The 17,778-nt window shown below is 39.5% G+C and carries 10 protein-coding genes; 4 read left to right on the forward strand and 6 right to left on the reverse strand.

The window, feature by feature from the left end:
* The first annotated feature begins 53 nt into the window (after nucleotides 1-53).
* The 3 genes from QF042_RS14350 (at nucleotide 54) to QF042_RS14360 (ending at nucleotide 3,928) form a co-directional block, all read left to right on the forward strand.
* Entirely contained in the window at nucleotides 54-2,093 is a 2,040-nt protein-coding gene (locus QF042_RS14350; RefSeq protein ID WP_307529510.1) for an ATP-binding protein, read from the forward strand.
* Between the two features lie 47 nt (nucleotides 2,094-2,140).
* Nucleotides 2,141-2,788, forward strand: a complete 648-nt coding sequence (locus QF042_RS14355; protein ID WP_307529512.1) for a hypothetical protein — start codon at nucleotides 2,141-2,143, stop codon at nucleotides 2,786-2,788.
* A gap of 93 nt (nucleotides 2,789-2,881) precedes the next feature.
* Nucleotides 2,882-3,928, forward strand: a complete 1,047-nt coding sequence (locus QF042_RS14360; RefSeq protein WP_307529514.1) for a toll/interleukin-1 receptor domain-containing protein — start codon at nucleotides 2,882-2,884, stop codon at nucleotides 3,926-3,928.
* 638 nt (nucleotides 3,929-4,566) lie between these two features.
* Here the strand turns inward: QF042_RS14360 and QF042_RS14365 are convergent.
* The 6 genes from QF042_RS14365 to QF042_RS14390 all read right to left on the reverse strand — a co-directional run bounded on the left by QF042_RS14365 (nucleotide 4,567) and on the right by QF042_RS14390 (nucleotide 15,214).
* Nucleotides 4,567-5,952: an arylsulfatase gene (locus QF042_RS14365; protein ID WP_307529516.1), complete on the reverse strand. Its 1,386-nt coding sequence runs from the start codon at nucleotides 5,950-5,952 to the stop codon at nucleotides 4,567-4,569.
* A 33-nt stretch (nucleotides 5,953-5,985) separates the two neighbouring features.
* Entirely contained in the window at nucleotides 5,986-7,476 is a 1,491-nt protein-coding gene (locus QF042_RS14370; protein WP_307529518.1) for a RagB/SusD family nutrient uptake outer membrane protein, read from the reverse strand.
* Between the two features lie 9 nt (nucleotides 7,477-7,485).
* Nucleotides 7,486-10,881 carry a TonB-dependent receptor gene (locus tag QF042_RS14375; protein ID WP_307529520.1) on the reverse strand — a complete coding sequence of 1,132 codons (3,396 nt, stop codon included), beginning with the start codon at nucleotides 10,879-10,881 and terminating at the stop codon, nucleotides 7,486-7,488.
* 1,309 nt (nucleotides 10,882-12,190) lie between these two features.
* Nucleotides 12,191-12,340, reverse strand: coding sequence for a hypothetical protein (locus QF042_RS14380; protein WP_307529522.1), 150 nt, complete (start codon nucleotides 12,338-12,340; stop codon nucleotides 12,191-12,193).
* 318 nt (nucleotides 12,341-12,658) lie between these two features.
* Nucleotides 12,659-12,952, reverse strand: coding sequence for a hypothetical protein (locus tag QF042_RS14385; protein WP_307529524.1), 294 nt, complete (start codon nucleotides 12,950-12,952; stop codon nucleotides 12,659-12,661).
* Between the two features lie 108 nt (nucleotides 12,953-13,060).
* Nucleotides 13,061-15,214 carry a GH92 family glycosyl hydrolase gene (locus tag QF042_RS14390; RefSeq protein WP_307529526.1) on the reverse strand — a complete coding sequence of 718 codons (2,154 nt, stop codon included), beginning with the start codon at nucleotides 15,212-15,214 and terminating at the stop codon, nucleotides 13,061-13,063.
* Between the two features lie 221 nt (nucleotides 15,215-15,435).
* On the opposite strand from QF042_RS14390, the gene QF042_RS14395 reads away from it, so the two are divergent.
* Nucleotides 15,436-17,703, forward strand: a complete 2,268-nt coding sequence (locus tag QF042_RS14395; RefSeq protein WP_307529528.1) for a glycoside hydrolase family 95 protein — start codon at nucleotides 15,436-15,438, stop codon at nucleotides 17,701-17,703.
* Nucleotides 17,704-17,778: the final 75 nt, after the last annotated feature.

Genomic DNA, 17,778 nt, shown 5'->3' on the forward strand with positions numbered 1-17,778 from the left:
ATATGCCATTTTCGCATCATAATGTAAACAGAGAGGCTAAACACTTAAATACAATGAAGAATAAAGTAGGTGTAAACAACAACAGTATTGATTCTGCTGGAATAACCAAAGACTACATGGACGCTGTTTCAGAATTGATCTGGAACGGTTTTGATGCAGGAGCTTCCAAAATCGACATCAAATTCAGCTCCAACGAGATAGACCATATTGATGAAATCAATATCGTTGATAACGGTACAGGCATTTGCTTTCCAGACTTAAGTGAGACATTTGGCTCTTTTTTAGACTCTGTAAAACGAGGCTCTTTCCAACGATCTTCCTATGTGCGGGGAAAAAAAGGTAAGGGTCGGTTTTCCTTTATTGCCTTTGCAGGTACAGCTGTTTGGTCTACCGTTTTTTTAGATCCTGATTCCGAAAAGTGCTTGGCCTATGACGTAACAGTACACGCTAATGATAAAGACCACTATAACGATGAGAATAAAAGAATAGCCGATACCGAAGAAACAGGCACGTGGCTAAAACTAACCAATCTCCACGGCGTGACGGCCTATTCTTTTCAATGTGATGATTTCATAAATTATTTAAAATATGAATTCGGCTGGTTTTTACTTCTCAATAGTAAGAAAGGATATACGCTGAGCATCAATGGAAGACCTTTGGAATATGATGACATATTGGGAGATCACGAAGTTTCCAACAGGATAATTACTGATATTAAAGGCGTAGACCACAATTTCATTATTACTTACGTCAGATGGAATGAAAAAATCGGCGATAAGTTCTATTATTACTTTTTAAATGGAGAGAAAAAAGAGCTTTTTAAGCAACTCACTTCATTTAATAACAATGCTATTAATTTCTTTCATAGTATTTATATTGAGTCAGACTTTTTTAACGATTTCACTTTTTCCGACAATGAGGATTCGGAGCCAATTTTTGGGCAAACACAGAACAGCCCGGTATTTAAAATACTAGTTAAGGAACTGCAAAGAATAATCAATTTAAAGCAGAAAGAATTTGTTCGCATTAATGCTGCCGATGAACTTATATCCCGGTATGAGAAAAATGGCGTTTTTCCAAAGTTTAAGAACAACAAATATGAACAGGAAAAGCGAAAAGACCTTGTAGAAGTTGTAAGGGAAATATATTGTATTCAACCCAAAATATTCAAGGGCTTAAACGAGACTCAGGAGAAAACAAGCATTGGGTTCATCAATCTCTTGTTGGACACAGATGAACGTGAGAATATATTGTCTATTCTTGAAGGTATTGTGAGTATATCAAGTGAAGAACGTGAAAACCTTTCCATCCTTCTTAAAAAAACGAGCTTTGGGCATATTACGAAAACTATAAATCTGATAGAGAGCAGGTTTAAGACAGTGGAGCTTTTAAAAACTCTAGTATTTGACCTCAAACATTTTTCTAACGAAAGGGATCATATTCAACATGCAATTGCCGATAATTATTGGCTTTTTGGCGAGCAATTTCATTTAGTAACCGCCAATGAAGGTTTTGAAAAACTATTATCTAATTATCTATATCTGGTTGACGGTTTATCCAAACCGTCTAAATCCAAGCTAAAAGATGAAGAAAAAAACCGCAGGCCAGATCTATTTATGTGTCGGCAAAGAAGTATTCCTGATCCTAACAATCACGATGATGATATAGAGGAAAATATTATGGTAGAACTTAAACGCCCTAACGTAACAATTGGAAAGGATCAACTTAGGCAGATCGAAGATTATATGGACTTCATTACACGGGAAGATCAGTTCAATTCACAAACCAGAAAATGGAAATTTTTCGTAGTCAGCAACAAGGTTGACGAATATATCGAAAAGCAATATGATGAATTTAAGGATAAGGGTAAACGATACCTAGTAAAGTCATGGGGAAACCTAGAGGTTTTTGCAATGACATGGGATGATGTATTCAGAAGCTTTACTATTAAACATAAATACTTGCTGGATAAACTTGATTTCGATCAGAAAGCAATCCAAGAAGAACTTAATATTAAGGGGATTAAATTGGATATTTCAGGCTCGCAAACCATTACTAATACTGTCAGGTTAAAAGCAGTACAAAACAATTGATATAGAAAATACCAAGACTAAATTATTTAAGCCCAATTAATATCTAAATGGAACTTACAACGCCTCAAAAAGGAAAATGGAAAAGATTAAAAGCAGAAATAATTAAACGACCATTTATTGCTTATTCAATGGGGCTGAGCCCTAAAGATATAGAGCGCCTGTTTCTAGGCGGCTATCCAACACTAAAAGAATTAGATGAATTACTTGCTAAAATGCTGGAGGTGAGAGAAGCAAAGATTGAACGCCTAAGGCCGGTATTGACAAGAGTAGTGGGACATAGAGGATCTGCCCAGTTTGCAGCTAAAATTCATACAGACAGCATGAGCATTAAATATATTATTGACAAGAGATATAAGTCTGTTCCTTCTCATGACCTTATTTCTAGGATTGAAATTTATCTATATTATCTATGCGATTTTGAATTATCCCTGGAATACCAAACAGAGGCCAAATTATTCTTTTCAGGCAAAATTGAAGAATTATCATTAAAAGCCAGTAAGGTTTCTGCGAGTATTAACACGCTGCCAGGATATTTGGAAAAAATTAAGGTCTTTGATAAAAAAAATACATCCCAGCATTACGGTGATAAATACGCCATTGGTAGCTTAACCTATCATTTAGACAAGGCCATTGAAGACTTACAGGAAATGAGGTTGGAAGTAGAAATTATCCTCGAAAATTTGATTGATGTGTAAGGTTTATCCATTAAACATTATGATCGTGTTGCTCTCTTTAACAATCGCTACCTAAACCGAAATAACATTAATCTTATCTAAACCATTCTTAGTATGTCTCCTAGAAAAAAGGTAACTAATCCAACAACACAATCTGAAAATGAAAACATCAGCTCAAATATTAATCCATTAGTATTTATTAGCCATGATACTAGAGATGCAGAACTGGCCGAAGAATTCAGCAATCTATTAAAAAGTGCGAGTGCTGGAGCACTAAAATCATTCAGATCATCAGATAAAAAAGGAACTCAAGGAATAGAATATGGTATGGAATGGTATCCAGCAATTATGGATAAGATTGATGAGGCATCTGATGTTGTTTGCTTGTTGACCCAACACAGCGTGGACAGGCCTTGGATTCTATATGAAGCTGGTGTGGCAAAAGGTAAACTTGATAAAAAGGTGATTGGAATCGCACTAGGTATTCCTTTTAGTTCTGCCATAACTGGGCCATTTGCCCTATTTCAGAACAACAGTGGTGATTCGGAATCCATTACCAAGCTCGTACTTGAACTGGTCATGAAGGTTCCAGGATTAGATCCTGACAAAAGCCTAGTAAGGTTACTAGTAGATAAATTTGTCGAAAAGGTTAAGGAGATCACAGAAAAAAAGACAGAAGATGGTGGCGAAATTGAAAAAGTCGAAAGTGTAGATGAAAATTCTGTAGCCAAATTATTTGAAGAGGTTAAGATTATGTTTGATAGCCTCCCTTCAAGAATTGAAAATAGAATTGATCCCGATATGCGTAGAAAGAGAAGAAAATCACATCCTATGATGCTGGAAGAAATGCTTCATTTTGGATTTGAAGATGAAGAGCCGTCTATCGGATTTTTGATGTTAGTCAGTTTGTACAAGGACGATTTTCCCTGGTTTTATGAAATAGGTGTTGATACCTACCGAGGTTTAAAAGCGGTTAAAAGTAATGCTGAGCGTGAAAAAATCATCCGCGCTTTTGAACGTGCAACTGAAATGCTTTCTCATCCAATAATGAGAGAGTTCCATGGAGAATCGAAAGATAACTATTTCCTTTTCAAGGAAACAAGGCATATGTTCCATCGTTATTTGGAACGCTTTTATACAGACAAGAGATCAGAGAAATAAGCATTCATAAACATACTAAGAGTAATTAAAATGTTGTTGGTTATGACAGAATTAAATATAGAAGATACTTTGATTTGCATTTTTTAGTATAAAATGCTATATTTATGTATAGCATTTGCAGCTATTCTCTATTAAATAAAAGGTGCGTTATTCGGGGAGTTCGAATTTCAAAACCACTCTAAAATATTGCAAACGTTGATTTTTACACGAGGTGTAAATCCCAGCGGGATCACGAAGACTCAAGAACTTGCGTCTTTTTGCTTTAATAGTATTTAAGCAAAAGCTTTTCTAAGATAAATCAATCAAATGCAACTTAATCCAATCTGTATGATGGTGAATTCGCTGGCCATTTTATGATTTAAATTTGTTGTCCCCCATTGGGCTCCCCACCTATCGAATCAGTTTTAGCATAAGCCGTTGTGCCGATCAGTCCGGAAAATAACATGTTTACTTTAAATGAATAGCGGATAAAAAACCAGTAGATAATGACTGTATTTCCAATTAAAAGGCTACTATTTCTTATTAATGCTGTGTACTTATAGGTAAACAAAGACAAATCCAAGGGTTTCCTAGTGAGAATCTGTTATACAAAAGCTTAGGGATAACATCCGCTACCCTAGCTATAATATTACCTGTCTTTATTTTACTGTCCAGTAGGGAGAATCTGTTCTTGCAGTCAGAAGGTATTCCTCAATTTTCCTGACAATATCAGGATGAGCCGCTGCTACATCATGGGTTTCGCCTATGTCTGTTTTGATATTATAAAGTTCGAGTTTATGGTGTCTTTTTACGCCTTTCCACCGCCCATAACGTACACCTTGTTCAAAACCCAATTCAAAAAACTCCCAATATAAAAAGCGATCGGTTTTAATCTTACCACCCTTAATCAAAGGATATATACTGGTGCCATCGGTACGGAATCCGGTGGTTTTACCGGCAATCTCTGCAAAAGTTGGCATAATGTCAGGAAAATAGCCCGGCACATTACTTATTTTCGGCGCATTTTTAATGAAGGGTGCCCATGCAATAAATGGGATTCTGATTCCACCATCGTACATATCTCTTTTGTATCCCTTAAGTTGACCATTCGAATCAAAGAATTCAGATACCGCTTTCAGCTGGCTGGTCGGCTCCGACCTTGGGCCGTTATCGGATGCAAAAAACACAATCGTATTCTCTGATAGTCCGCTTTTAATGAGGTAATCTTTTATTTTACCGACTGATTGGTCCAAATAATACACCATGGCGGCATAGGTTTTCATGTCCTCTGGCCAATCTTTATTCTTGTAGATCGCCTGATCCGGCACATCAAGCGGAGAATGCGGGTTATTAAAGTTCAACATTAAAAAGAAGGGCTTTTTGCTATCTTTCTGCGTATTGAGATAAGCCAATGCCTCATCCGTACAGATATTGGTCTCATAATATCCCTTTCTCGCATTGGTATTGGGTTCTACGGTCACAAGCTTTCCATTGATGTAACGATGGTCTGGCCAATAGGTGCTGGCATAGGTAGAGGGAATATTGATGAGCCAACCTGAAAATTGATCGAAGCCTCTTTGTAAGGGTGTGGCGAGCGAATCATATCCATCTACATGCCATTTCCCAACCAAAGCGGTATTATAACCGGCATCCTGCATCAAGTTTCCAATGGTATAATCATCTTTGGTGAGGTTGGCCCGATACACTACATTTTTTCCCTTTTTCCCGGCAAGCCCTCCTTGTTCGGTGGCATTTCCCCTAATCGTAGCATGCCCGGTGTTAAGGCCTGTAAGAATTGATCCCCTCGATGGCGAACACACCGGCGCACCCGCATAAAAATCAGTAAACCGCGTTCCTTCACTGGCCAATTTATCGATATTAGGCGTAAGGATCTGTTTTTGTCCATAAACACCAACATCTCCATAACCCAGGTCATCTGCCAAAATAAAAACAATGTTAGGCTTTTCCCCTGGCTTTCGCTGGGCAAACGTTGCTCCACTGTACAGGAGCGAAAAACCGATGATGATTAAACTTCTTTTGATCATGCTGTTAAATTTAAATATTCTACTCATCATATACTAGTTATAACCAGGATTTTGAATATAAAGGCCTGGTGCAGTCTGAATTTCTGATGCAGGCACCGGATAAATCACATAGTTTGGTACAATCTCGTTAATTTTCGTGATCGCATCGGTTACTCTCCAGGTATTCATCTGCGAAACGGCCAGTCCTTCCCGCACAAGGTCGTTCCAGCGGAGTCCTTCGCCTAAAAATTCTCTTTGCCGCTCCTGCATCAGGGTTTGAATATTCACATTCGACAATGCACCTACGCCAGCCCTTGCCCTCACCCTATTCACGGCAGCATCAACATCACTTTGAGCACCTGCAGCACCATGAAGAATACATTCGGCTTTCATGAGAAGTATATCAGTATAACGCAATACAATAAAGTTAATAGGCCAGTCTTTTCCCGTCAAGCCTTTTTTGGCTACATCGATATATTTTTTAATAAAAGGGCCAGCGGTATAGGTAGTCGCTACATTGAAAGGATACCGCACATCTGTTCCGCTAACCGTATTGGCGGTGTAAGCATTTACCAAACTTTTTGATACCGGAAAAGTACTGGCTCCATAGCCGTTCCCAAAACTGTTAGAAATCCCGTTACTGGTCCAATAAGCTACAGGCACCAAATGTGAGGGGAAACCTGCTCCGTTTAAACTTGAGGCAAACTGTACATCGAAAACAACTTCACTATTGTTCTCGTTGGTATAAGAAAATATTGATGCATAATTAGCGGCAAAGCTGTAAGGGCTCCCGGTAAGTACAGCATCGAATAAGGCAGCGGCCTTATCATATTCATTGCTGTTAAGGCCAGGTCCGTTTATACCATAAGTAGGTCCTGATTTAGTGAGATAAACCAGTCCCAACAGTCCTTTGGCAGCATAGGAAGTCGGTCTTCCAAGATCTGCACCGGTAAAAGCTGCAGGCAGATTGGCCGCTGCATACTGCAGATCAGATTCGATCAGGGCATAAACCTCCGCTACCGGACTTCTGGGAATAGTGGATACTTCAGCAGCGCTCTTTACCGTCGATATCAATGGCACCTGTCCGAAAGTTCGTACCAGAGAAAAATAATAAAATGCCCTTAAAAAACGGACTTCGGCAGTATAGCGTGTTGCGTTTGCAGCGGTAAGCACACTTCCCTTTGTTTCTAATGCTGCCAGAACGGTATTTGCATTATATATCCCGTTAAAATTGGCTTTCCAGGCCGTAGTGATAAATCCTGTAGTAGTAATGCTTTGTGTAAAATTATTGATTCCGTCCCAGTCACGGTTACCATCAGAGGTGGCATTTAGATTATCGCTACGCATTTCGCTAAGCCACAAAGCCTGACTTGGATAATTGCTCAGTTGCGCATAAACACCATTTACCGCCTGGAGAAAGTCGTTGTTATTGGTGAAAAAATTATCGGCAGCTAAGCTCGACTCTGGTGTTTGATTTAATTGCTTTTCGCAGCTGCTCAATATCAGCAGTACGGAAAACAGGGTTAAGTATATTTTCGTTTTCATCTTATTTTACTAAAAGCCAATGTTTATACCAATAGAAGCTGTTTTACTTAATGGCGCCGAACCATAATCGCCCGATATGGCATAACTGGCATCGCCACTTACATTCGTATTCTGCGCTTCCGGGTTCGCGCCGCCCTTGTATTTATCGTGAGAGAAATAGTTTTCTAATGCCAAAAATATCCTTGCCGACGAAATGCCAGGGGTTTTGATCAATCCTTTCAGGTTATAGCCCAAAGTAATGTTCTGCACCCGAAAGAAATCACTGGAGTAAACCCAATCAGATGTTACATTTGGATAGGTATAGGTTGCGCCTAATTTTCCCCTTGGTGCATCCGGATTAGGATTTGCCGCTGTCCAGTGGTCTCTCCATACGCCAAGAACATTTGCCGTTGTACTTCCCGAAAAGTCGATTGCACGGCCCAGGTATGAAAGTATAGATCCTCCATGCTGACCATACAACTGTATGCCCAAATCAAAATTTCCGTATTTAAAGTTGTTTGTCCAACCCCAGGTATATTTGGGAGAAGGCTGTCCACCAACTACTCTATCTGCAGCACTGATTTTCCCATCGCCATTGGTATCCACGTACTTGGCGTCTCCAACTTTTTGTCCGGATACCTTCGCTATGCTTGGATTGGCCATATCAGCAGCCGTTAAAATCCCATCTGTTTTGGTGATGTAATAGCTGAATGCAGCAAGCCCTTCCCTTAACAGGTATGGCGCATTGCTACCGCTATAGGCAGATGCGATTTCTATATCAGCATGTGTTGGGCCAAGATCGGTTACGGTATTTTTATTAAAGGCAATATTGGCGCTCATAGACCAAGTGAAGTTGGCCGTTTTTACATTTACGGTATTGAGGCCGAACTCCAGGCCCTTGTTTACCACTGCACCTATATTCTGCAGACTTGTACTGAAACCGCTTGCAGATAATACGGGTAAGTTTAACAGCAGATCGGTATTCTTTTTATGATAGGCATCGAAAGTGAAATTGATCCTGTTGGCCAAAAGGCTCAGGTCTACACCAAGATCATAAGTGTTTGATGTTTCCCATTTCAGTGCTTTGTTTGCAAGTCCGGAAACCACCTGACCAGTGGCCGTTATTGGCGTATTGCCACCAAATACATAGTTCGAATTTACCAGGGTGCTGATGGCATTGTAGTCGCCAATATTGTTGTTCCCCGATTTACCCCAGCTCAACCTTAGTTTTAACTCGCTGATGGCTTTAACATCTTTAAGAAAAGATTCTTCTGAAACCTTCCATCCGGCAGATACTGAAGGAAAGGTTCCCCATCGGTTTTCGGAACCAAATTTAGAAGAGGCATCTCTTCTGATGGTACCAGATAAGAGGTACCTGTCTTTAAAAGCATATTGAAGCCTGCTGTAGTAAGAAAATAGCGTATTATTAGCAGCCGTCGATGTTCCTGTAGTGGTTACCCCGGCTGAGTTAGCAATGGCATTACTTAAGGTTTTGATGATATCGTTGGCAAAACCTCCGGCCGTTGCAAGGCTTACCCCTTCGGTATGCACTATATTGTACGACACTCCTGCAATCGCTGAAATCTTGTGGACACCGGCAATTGTTGTGCTATAGTTCAGCGTATTTTCGTTAAGAAAGTTTTGTTTCTTGGTTACTGCGTAAGAGCCGGTTGAGTAAAGACCGGGATTGGTTAACAAGGCCGATGCTGCACCAACGGTAACCTGATCGGATGTATATTTCGAGGTATTTCTGTCTACATTATCGTAATTTACGCTCGATCTTAATGACAGTCCTTTAACTATTTGATAATCTGCATATATCGAAGCCAATAGTCTTGAAGTTTTAACCTTGTTTACAGCAGTTTCCAGATAGGCATACGGACTAATCAGCCTTGGGCTCGCCCAGGTGTAAGTACTGTTTCCATAAGCGCCGGAATTTAATCCTGCTGAACTTTCGACTACCGGCACCATCTGTAAAGCATTCATGAGCTGGTTATCCTTACCCTCGCCTGGCGGAGCATTATTAACAGAATATGATGGCGCAAGATTGATTCCGAATTTAAGTTTCTTGCTGGCATTCGCCTCCACATTAGCCCTTAAACCATAGTTCTTAAAATTGGAATTGATCAGTGTTCCGTTTTGATTAAGTACGTTGCCTGAAATAAAGTAGGTCACATTTTCTGATCCTCCACTTGCCGAAACCTCATAATTTTGATAAGGTGCATGGGTAAAGATGGCATCCTGCCAATCTACATAATCAAGTCCGGGGTGTCCAGGCTGTGCCCATCTCGGATCGGTCATAAAAGAGGTGTTAATGGTACCTGGAGCAAGGCCTAAGATTGTAGCTCTTTCAGCGTTGGTCTGGGTAGCCGTTCTTCCGGTACCAGAGGCTACCCATGCAGTGTTAGCCAGCTCTGTTGCCTGGGCAACCCATTCATCGGCACTCAGCATATCGACCTTTCTGGCTACCGAACTGATACCTGCATTCGCATTTACACTAATTCTGGGTTTCCCAGCAACACCTTTTTTGGTGGTGATAATCACTACCCCATTTGCGGCACGCGAACCGTAAATGGCCCCTGCTGCTGCATCTTTCAATACCTGAACACTCTCGATATCGTTTGGATTAAGGTTATCTAGTGGACTGTTTGAAATACCTCCGGAGGCATTTTGGCTGGCCACATCTAATGGGAAGCCATCTAATACATAAAGTGGTTCGTTGCCTGCAGTGATGGAGCCAGCCCCACGTACCTGAATACTTAAACCAGCTCCGGGCGTGCCGCTTTGCTGCCTTACCTGAACGCCAGCCATCTGACCGATAAGCGCTTGCTCAACTCTTGATATCGGTTTTTCTTCTACTGCTTTTGCATTAAAAGTGGCTACCGAACCTAGTACATCGCTTTTTCTCTGGGTACCATACCCTACCACAAGTACCTCTTCGAGCTTACTTTGATCAGGATCTAGTTTTACGGTAAGCGGCTGACCGTTGTAAACCACTTCCTGGGTTTTATAACCTACATAGGTAAAAACCAAAGTAGGCTGATTTAGCTCAGTAACCAGTTGAAATTCGCCATCGAGATTTGTTGATACCACCTGGGCAGCTCCTTTGAGCCTTACACTTACACCCGGTAGAGGCAGGTTTCTTTCATCTGTTACTTTCCCTTTAATGGTGATTCTCTCCGATCGTAGACCAGCAAAATTTGAAATCTCCGAAGAACCACCGGGGATACGGTATGCTGTGAGATTTGCTCCAACAGCTATTTTTGGGTGAGAGAGGAGGTTAATGTTTTTTCCTTCGCCGCTTCTTTTTGCTGAGGCCTGTAAGATTACGGAAATCAGAAGAATTCCTGTTAAGCCAGACCGTAAAAAGAAATTAGACAAAGGTGTGTTATGCGAGTCCTTCCAGGACTTTCCGCTTATCTTCATAATATATATTGGTTTATGCCAATCATGAAATTGCAACAAGCTTCATCAGTAGGAGAAATTCCCGTGCAAAATTCATAATTTTAACATGATCATTGAATAAATTGACCGGATGCAACGCCAATTGATCTCCGGTAAGTGGTCGAAATTTAGGGAAGTGCAGAAATGCATTTCCCTTTCTGTATTGTTTGTGACTATTCTCTGTTTGCAAGCTCCTTTCTATACCTTAAGTATCATGTTTTATTATTTGGTGTCTAAATTGACAGTTCAATATTTATACTTCCAATTTCCGTTGGCCATAACTTCAGGACATTACTACATGGCGAAGATCATATAACCACCAAAAGCATTAACGGATTTATTCAGATCTGATTTTTCTCTTTCCATATTGGGTATTTAAAAATAAAAACTAGAGAAGAGACGGTTAAATAGATAGAAAATCAGATTTAACAACAGCAACAAGAACTATCACTTGATGTATCTGGGACTAAAATAAGTAAACAAGTAAAAGTTTCGGAAATCATAATGTATATAAAATCTATAGTATTAGTAGGCAAAACTATATTATCTTACCATGCCTTACAAACATTTAACAAAATTTACGATTTTGATAATTTTTCGACTTCCGGCAACGATGGCATAAAAATTTATAGGTATAAAAATTATGCTATTCATAAAACATTTTGTCGTATCCCAGAACAAAGATGGCCAGTAAGACCTGGCGGGTAGGTTTAATCAACCTCTGATATCTATTCTTTCAGTATTCGTTTCGATATAGAAATAGCTGCGATGGATAAAAAGACTGATAATGAACACCAAGATGAGCGCTATCCAGTGGCTCAAGTCGGACTTACTTACGCTGGAAGCAAACGTAAAGGCTAAAAAGCCCCAGAATAATGAAAATACAATTGAAAAAATATACCGGAAAATCCGGAATCGGAAAAACAGCATTCCCATAACGACAATGCAAGCCACGAAAATGGCAATGCCTACAATCCAGTCCCATTCATAATGTTTACATAACCAATAAGCTGAAAATATGGAAATACCAGCTATTTCAATAAAAACAAAAGGGTATCTGCTTCTTTGTGTTACCGTATATCTTGCCATGCAATTAACATTTGAGTCAACAATCTGAGTATCAGGTACTCTATTTTGCAACTAAAATATGAAAATTTATGATAATCCAGTTCCTGATCACCCCCTATTCGCAATGTCATTAAGTTAAGGAAAAAACAAAAAAACATTGTCATCCTGAGGGTTAATTTATTGTATAAAAATCAATATAAATGACGTATTAATTAATTATTCTTTACCCTACAGCACATGCTTTCCTCGGCTCACCGCCGCCGATGGGCTCTTTCTTTTTGGTGTCAAAAAGACCAGCGCAGCTAGCTTGAATGCCGTTGAAAACATAAAGATCCATGAAAAAACAAAAAACACCGGCTGAAAATTTATTCATTTGTATTATAGTTTTCAGCTGCATTCATGAGGGCTTCGCCGTTTTCTTTCGAAGTTAGTAGGTTGGCTGGGTCTGTGGAACCCGAAAAATTTGTTAGGCCGGATTTAAGTAGAACGGGGATACAGTGCTACGGCCTTGTTGGGCGGAAATACGCGTCCGATATAAATAACGCATATTTAAGATAATTACAAAATAACGTCAATGGTAGCCTGTCGAAGGACAAAAGTTTTTTTTGTTTTTCGATTACTTAAAACGTCTTCGACAAGCTCAGACTGACAACAATGGCACTTAACTTAATGACATTGCCCTATTCCTCTTTTACTTTTCATGAAAGGTTCCAATTTCATTTGTGCTCAATGATTTTATTACCAAATAGTTTGGAATAAGTGGACGATAACCTCTTTTCAGGATAAACCCTTCGGCTTGTCCGTTTATATAAATGGTGTCACTTCGAATATCATCGTCTTTATCGAAGAGAAAAAGATCGGAACCATGTCCTTCCCCATGCAACCAAGTATGTTTTTTAATATAAGTATCAGATAAAGTATAAAATTGTCTGGAAATAAAAACTATTGTCAATAACGCTATTCCTATTATAACTCCTTTGTTCATTTCGACATCGTTTATTTTAAGGCAGCTTAAATCAACAAAAAAAGCGGCTTCCTATTTTAGAAAAACCGCTTTGTGAATAAATATTTCGCTTAACTAAACAATATAAGTCTATTGAGTAACGATCTCTACTTTACCGCCGTTTTTAAACAGATCGTGTGAGATGAAATATCCATTATTTGCTTTCCCATTCACTTTAATCTGGCTAATACCCCTTCCCTTACCCGGTTTGGTTATCGTTAATAGTTTCCCTGTACTGGTTTTCCATTTAACTTCATCAAAAAGTGGAGCAGTAACCAAATATTCGGCATCAGTTGCAGAGAACGGATATAAACCTAAAGAACTGAATACATACCAGGCAGACATTTCGCCGGCATCATCCATTCCCGAAAGCGCCAAACCATCGCTCCCTATACCATATAGTTCATTTAAGATTTTATCGATAATTTTTTGTGATTTTTCTGGTTTCCCGATAAAAGTATAAGCAAAAGGGGCTTCATGATCTGGCTGGTTGCCCTGGCAGTATTGACCAATCATCGTTTCGACATTCCGTGCAATATATTTCGGATTCCAGGGTAAAGTGAACAAGGAATCTAACTTGGACTCGAACCCTTTGGCACCGCCATAGAGTTCGATTAAACCTTTCATATCATGAGGAGCATAAAACGAAACCTGCCAGGCGTTGGCTTCTCTGTACATATATTCATAATAAGGATATTGTGGGTTAAAAGGTTTGATCCAATCGCCATTCTCTAATCTGCCTCGCATAAACCGCGTAGCCGGATCGAACATGTTTTTATAGTTTTTCGATCGGGCCGTTAAAATCCGGTAATTGGCGCTGTCGCCAAGTTTTTTAGCAATCTGTGCTAACGAATAATCATCATACGAATATTCCAGTGTTTTAGAAACACCAGCTTTAGCTTTGGTTTCGACATGTGGGTTTTTAACATCTGGATCTGAGATATAACCCTTCTCAATATATTCTTTCACAAATGGACGGGCACCACCCTCTACATTGGCATTACGCAACAAAATCTGGTAAGTACCTTTGATATCGAAATCATCAATTCCCCTCAAATAAGCTCCTGCAATAGAAGATGCACCATGATCGCCATGAAAAAATGTGGGAATAAAGCCCGTTTTATCGCCAACATCTTTCATCGATTTAATTACATCTAAGGTTACTTTAGGTGTAATCAGTCCTAAAAGCACATCTTTATTACGATAAGTATCCCAAAGCGATGGTTCAGTATAATAATTGAAATCACCTTTTACCACATTGTGCTTAGCATCTTTAAACTCACCATTAACATCGCTCCGCAAAGCCGGCCATAAAAAAGACCTGTACAGGCAAGAGTACAGCATCTGTTTTTGTTTCTCCGTTCCGCCCTTTACCTGGATGTTGGACAAAAGCGCTTCCCATTTTTCAGTGGCTTCATTGCGAATCTGCGTAAAAGTTTTATCGCCGATTTCCTTTTCCAGGTTTTCTTTAGCATTGGCCGTACTGACAAACGATAGGCCGATCTTAAGTTCTACAGGTCCTTTGCTACCATCGGCGAGGTGAACAATGGCATAACCTGAACGTTTACCTATATCATTCTGTTCCAGCTTTTCGATCTTGCCATTTACAGTTGCATAGAAGTAAATATTCTCTCCTCCCTGAAAGCCTTGTATAGCCGAAGTACCAACTTGTTCGATATTCCAGGTAGAAACCCTGCTATTGGCCTTTCCCATGTCGAAAAGAATCTGTCTGTTACTGGGATTTTTATATTCATATTGGTGGAATCCACATCTTAAGGTAGAAGTAAGCTTCACGTTAACCTGATAATCATCCAGATAAACCTGATAAAAACCTGGTGCTGAACTTTCATTTTTATGCGAAAATTTCGATCCGAACTTACCGTTAGCATGAGATAACGGCAATATCGGAATATTACACAGGTTCCAATGCCCTTTATTGGTGTGTGCAAAGCCATAAATGGTATCATCTTCATATTCGTAACCAGCACCAGATCCAAATTCGGTAATTGGACTTAATTGCACCATAGCATTAGGCAATGAGCTACCCGGAAAGGTTAAACCCGCCCACGATCGCCAACCTTGTGGCAACTCATAACCTAAAATTTTAGGATCAGTTAAAGGCGCAGTACCGATAAAAGTATTTACGTATTTGGTAAAAGAAGTTTTTGACTGACTTTGAGCAGTATAAATGCCCATTTGGTTGAAAAAGAAGATTAAGGATAAAAATTTGGTTAGCGATTTCATTTTACATAAAACGTTTTAGTGTGTCATACCAAATATAGAAAATCTATTAAAATCCAATCAAAAATATCACAATAGTTACCAATTAATTTCGCTGATGCAAGTACCCGATGCTTAAATAATTGAATAGTATGCCAATAATCGATAAGCATTCGTCTACTTCGCCAATAGCACAATCGTTTGATTATCTATATATTTGGTTACACACTAATCAAATAACCCACATGTTTTTTAATTGCAAGCAAGCTATTCTCTGCACGCTAATCTCATTTTTAGCCATTAGTTTTTCTCCACCTATTTTCGCTCAAAAGAAAGAAAAACCATCTTTATTACTATGGGATAACAAGCCGGCAACCAAATGGATGACGGAAGCCTACCCTATTGGAAATGGCCGGATTGGTGGTGTGATTTTCGGCGGTGTAAATCAGGAGCATATTCAGTTTAATGATAATACACTCTGGACGGGAGATGAAAATGATCGGGGGATGTACCAGGCTTTTGGAGATCTATTGATTGAGTTCGACAATAAAGAACAAAATTTCAGCAATTATACACGCGAATTAAATCTAACTGATGCCGTCCATTCCATCAATTACAAGCAAAACGGAGTCAGTTATAAACGTGAATATTTTTGCAGCTTTCCGGATAAAGTAATGGTTTTAAGATTGACTTCTGATCAAAAAAAATCATATTCGGGCACGGTTAGACTTAAAAATGCACATCAGGGTAATATAACGGTTAATGGAAATACCATTCAGTTTACAGGCAAATTAAACAACGGAATGCCTTTTCAGGCTACTGCTTTGGTTAAAATCGAAAACGGGAGCAGCCATGCCGTTAAAGACGAGGATGGTGAAAAATTAAAAATCGAAAATGCCAATGCCATAACCATCATCTTTACCGCTGCTACTAATTACAGTAATCAACGCAGTCAGAATTGGAAAGGAGAAGAACCAGCTTTAAAAATAGACCGTATACTGAAGCAAGCGGCTACGAAATCATATTCAAATCTGTTAAAAACACATATTCAGGACTACCAGCAGTTATTTAACCGTTTGGCAATTAATTTAGGTCAGCATGATATTAAGAATGACAGTTTACCAACTTATCAAAGGCTTATCAATTATAAAAAAACGCCCGACCCAGCCTTAGAAGCGCTAATTTTTCAATACGGAAGATATCTCCTGATCAGTTCATCAAGACCGGGAGGTTTACCAGCCAACCTGCAGGGGCTTTGGAATGAAAGTAATACCCCACCGTGGGGTAGCGATTATCACTCTAACATTAATATCCAGATGAATTATTGGCTGGCGGAGCCGACCAACCTTTCAGAGTGTCATATTCCCTATCTGGATTACATCAACAGCATGCGGGAGGTAAGTGCCATCGCCACGCGCAAAAAATATCCAAATACCCGTGGGTGGACCGTACAAACGGAAAATAATATTTTCGGCGGAATGAGTTTTTTATGGAACACACCTGGAAGTGCCTGGTATGCGCAGGCGCTGTGGGAGCACTATGCTTTTACCAGGGATAAAGATTATCTGAGAAATTTTGCCTACCCAATTATCAAAGAAATATCGGAGTTTTGGGATGACCACTTAAAAAGAAGGCCAGATGGTACTTTGGTATCACCATTAGGCTGGTCGCCAGAGCATGGGCCAACTGAAGATGGCGTAACGCATGATCAGCAAATTGTATATGATTTGTTTACCAATTATATAGAGGCAGCTGAAATTTTAGGCATTGATAGTGATTATAAAAAACACATTACAGATCTTAAAGCACATTTGTTAAAACCAAAAATTGGCAAATGGGGACAATTACAGGAATGGGAAACCGACCGTGATGACCCCACAGATCAACACAGGCACATTTCTCATCTTTTTGGTTTACATCCCGGTAGAGAAATCAGTACCATTAAAACACCTGAACTTGCCAAAGCCGCCAGAGTAACTTTAACCGCACGTGGTGACGAATCAACAGGATGGTCTATGGCCTGGAAAATTAATTTCTGGGCCCGGCTGCAGGATGGTAATCACGCCTACAAAATATTGCAGAATTTCATTACGCCAGTGGGTGGCTCGGGTACCGATTACAATAAAGGTGGCGGAATTTACACCAACCTTTTCTGTGCTCATCCACCCTTCCAGATTGATGGAAATTTTGGTTACACTGCCGGTGTTTCAGAAATGCTTTTGCAAAGCCAGGCGGGTGAACTGCAATTTTTACCAGCCCTACCCGATCAATGGTCAACAGGAAGTATTCAAGGATTAAGAGCCAGGGGCAACTTCGAAATTACAGATCTGCAATGGAAAGATGGTAAAATTGTAAAGCTATCAATCAAATCGCTATCAGGTGAAGATTGTATTGTGAGATCTCCAAATACATTAAAACGTATAACAAAGGGTATTGACGAAGAAAAATCAGGAAACGACTTCAAATACAGTTTTAAAACACGCGTCGGAAAAGTATATCATTTTGAAGGCTAAAGCAAATGAGAGAATGATTGAATGAGTGAAGGACAGAATTAGAGAATGACTGAATTACATATTGATATAGATTAG

Origin of the sequence: Pedobacter sp. W3I1 (assembly GCF_030816015.1) — a bacterium.
Taxonomy (GTDB): domain Bacteria; phylum Bacteroidota; class Bacteroidia; order Sphingobacteriales; family Sphingobacteriaceae; genus Pedobacter.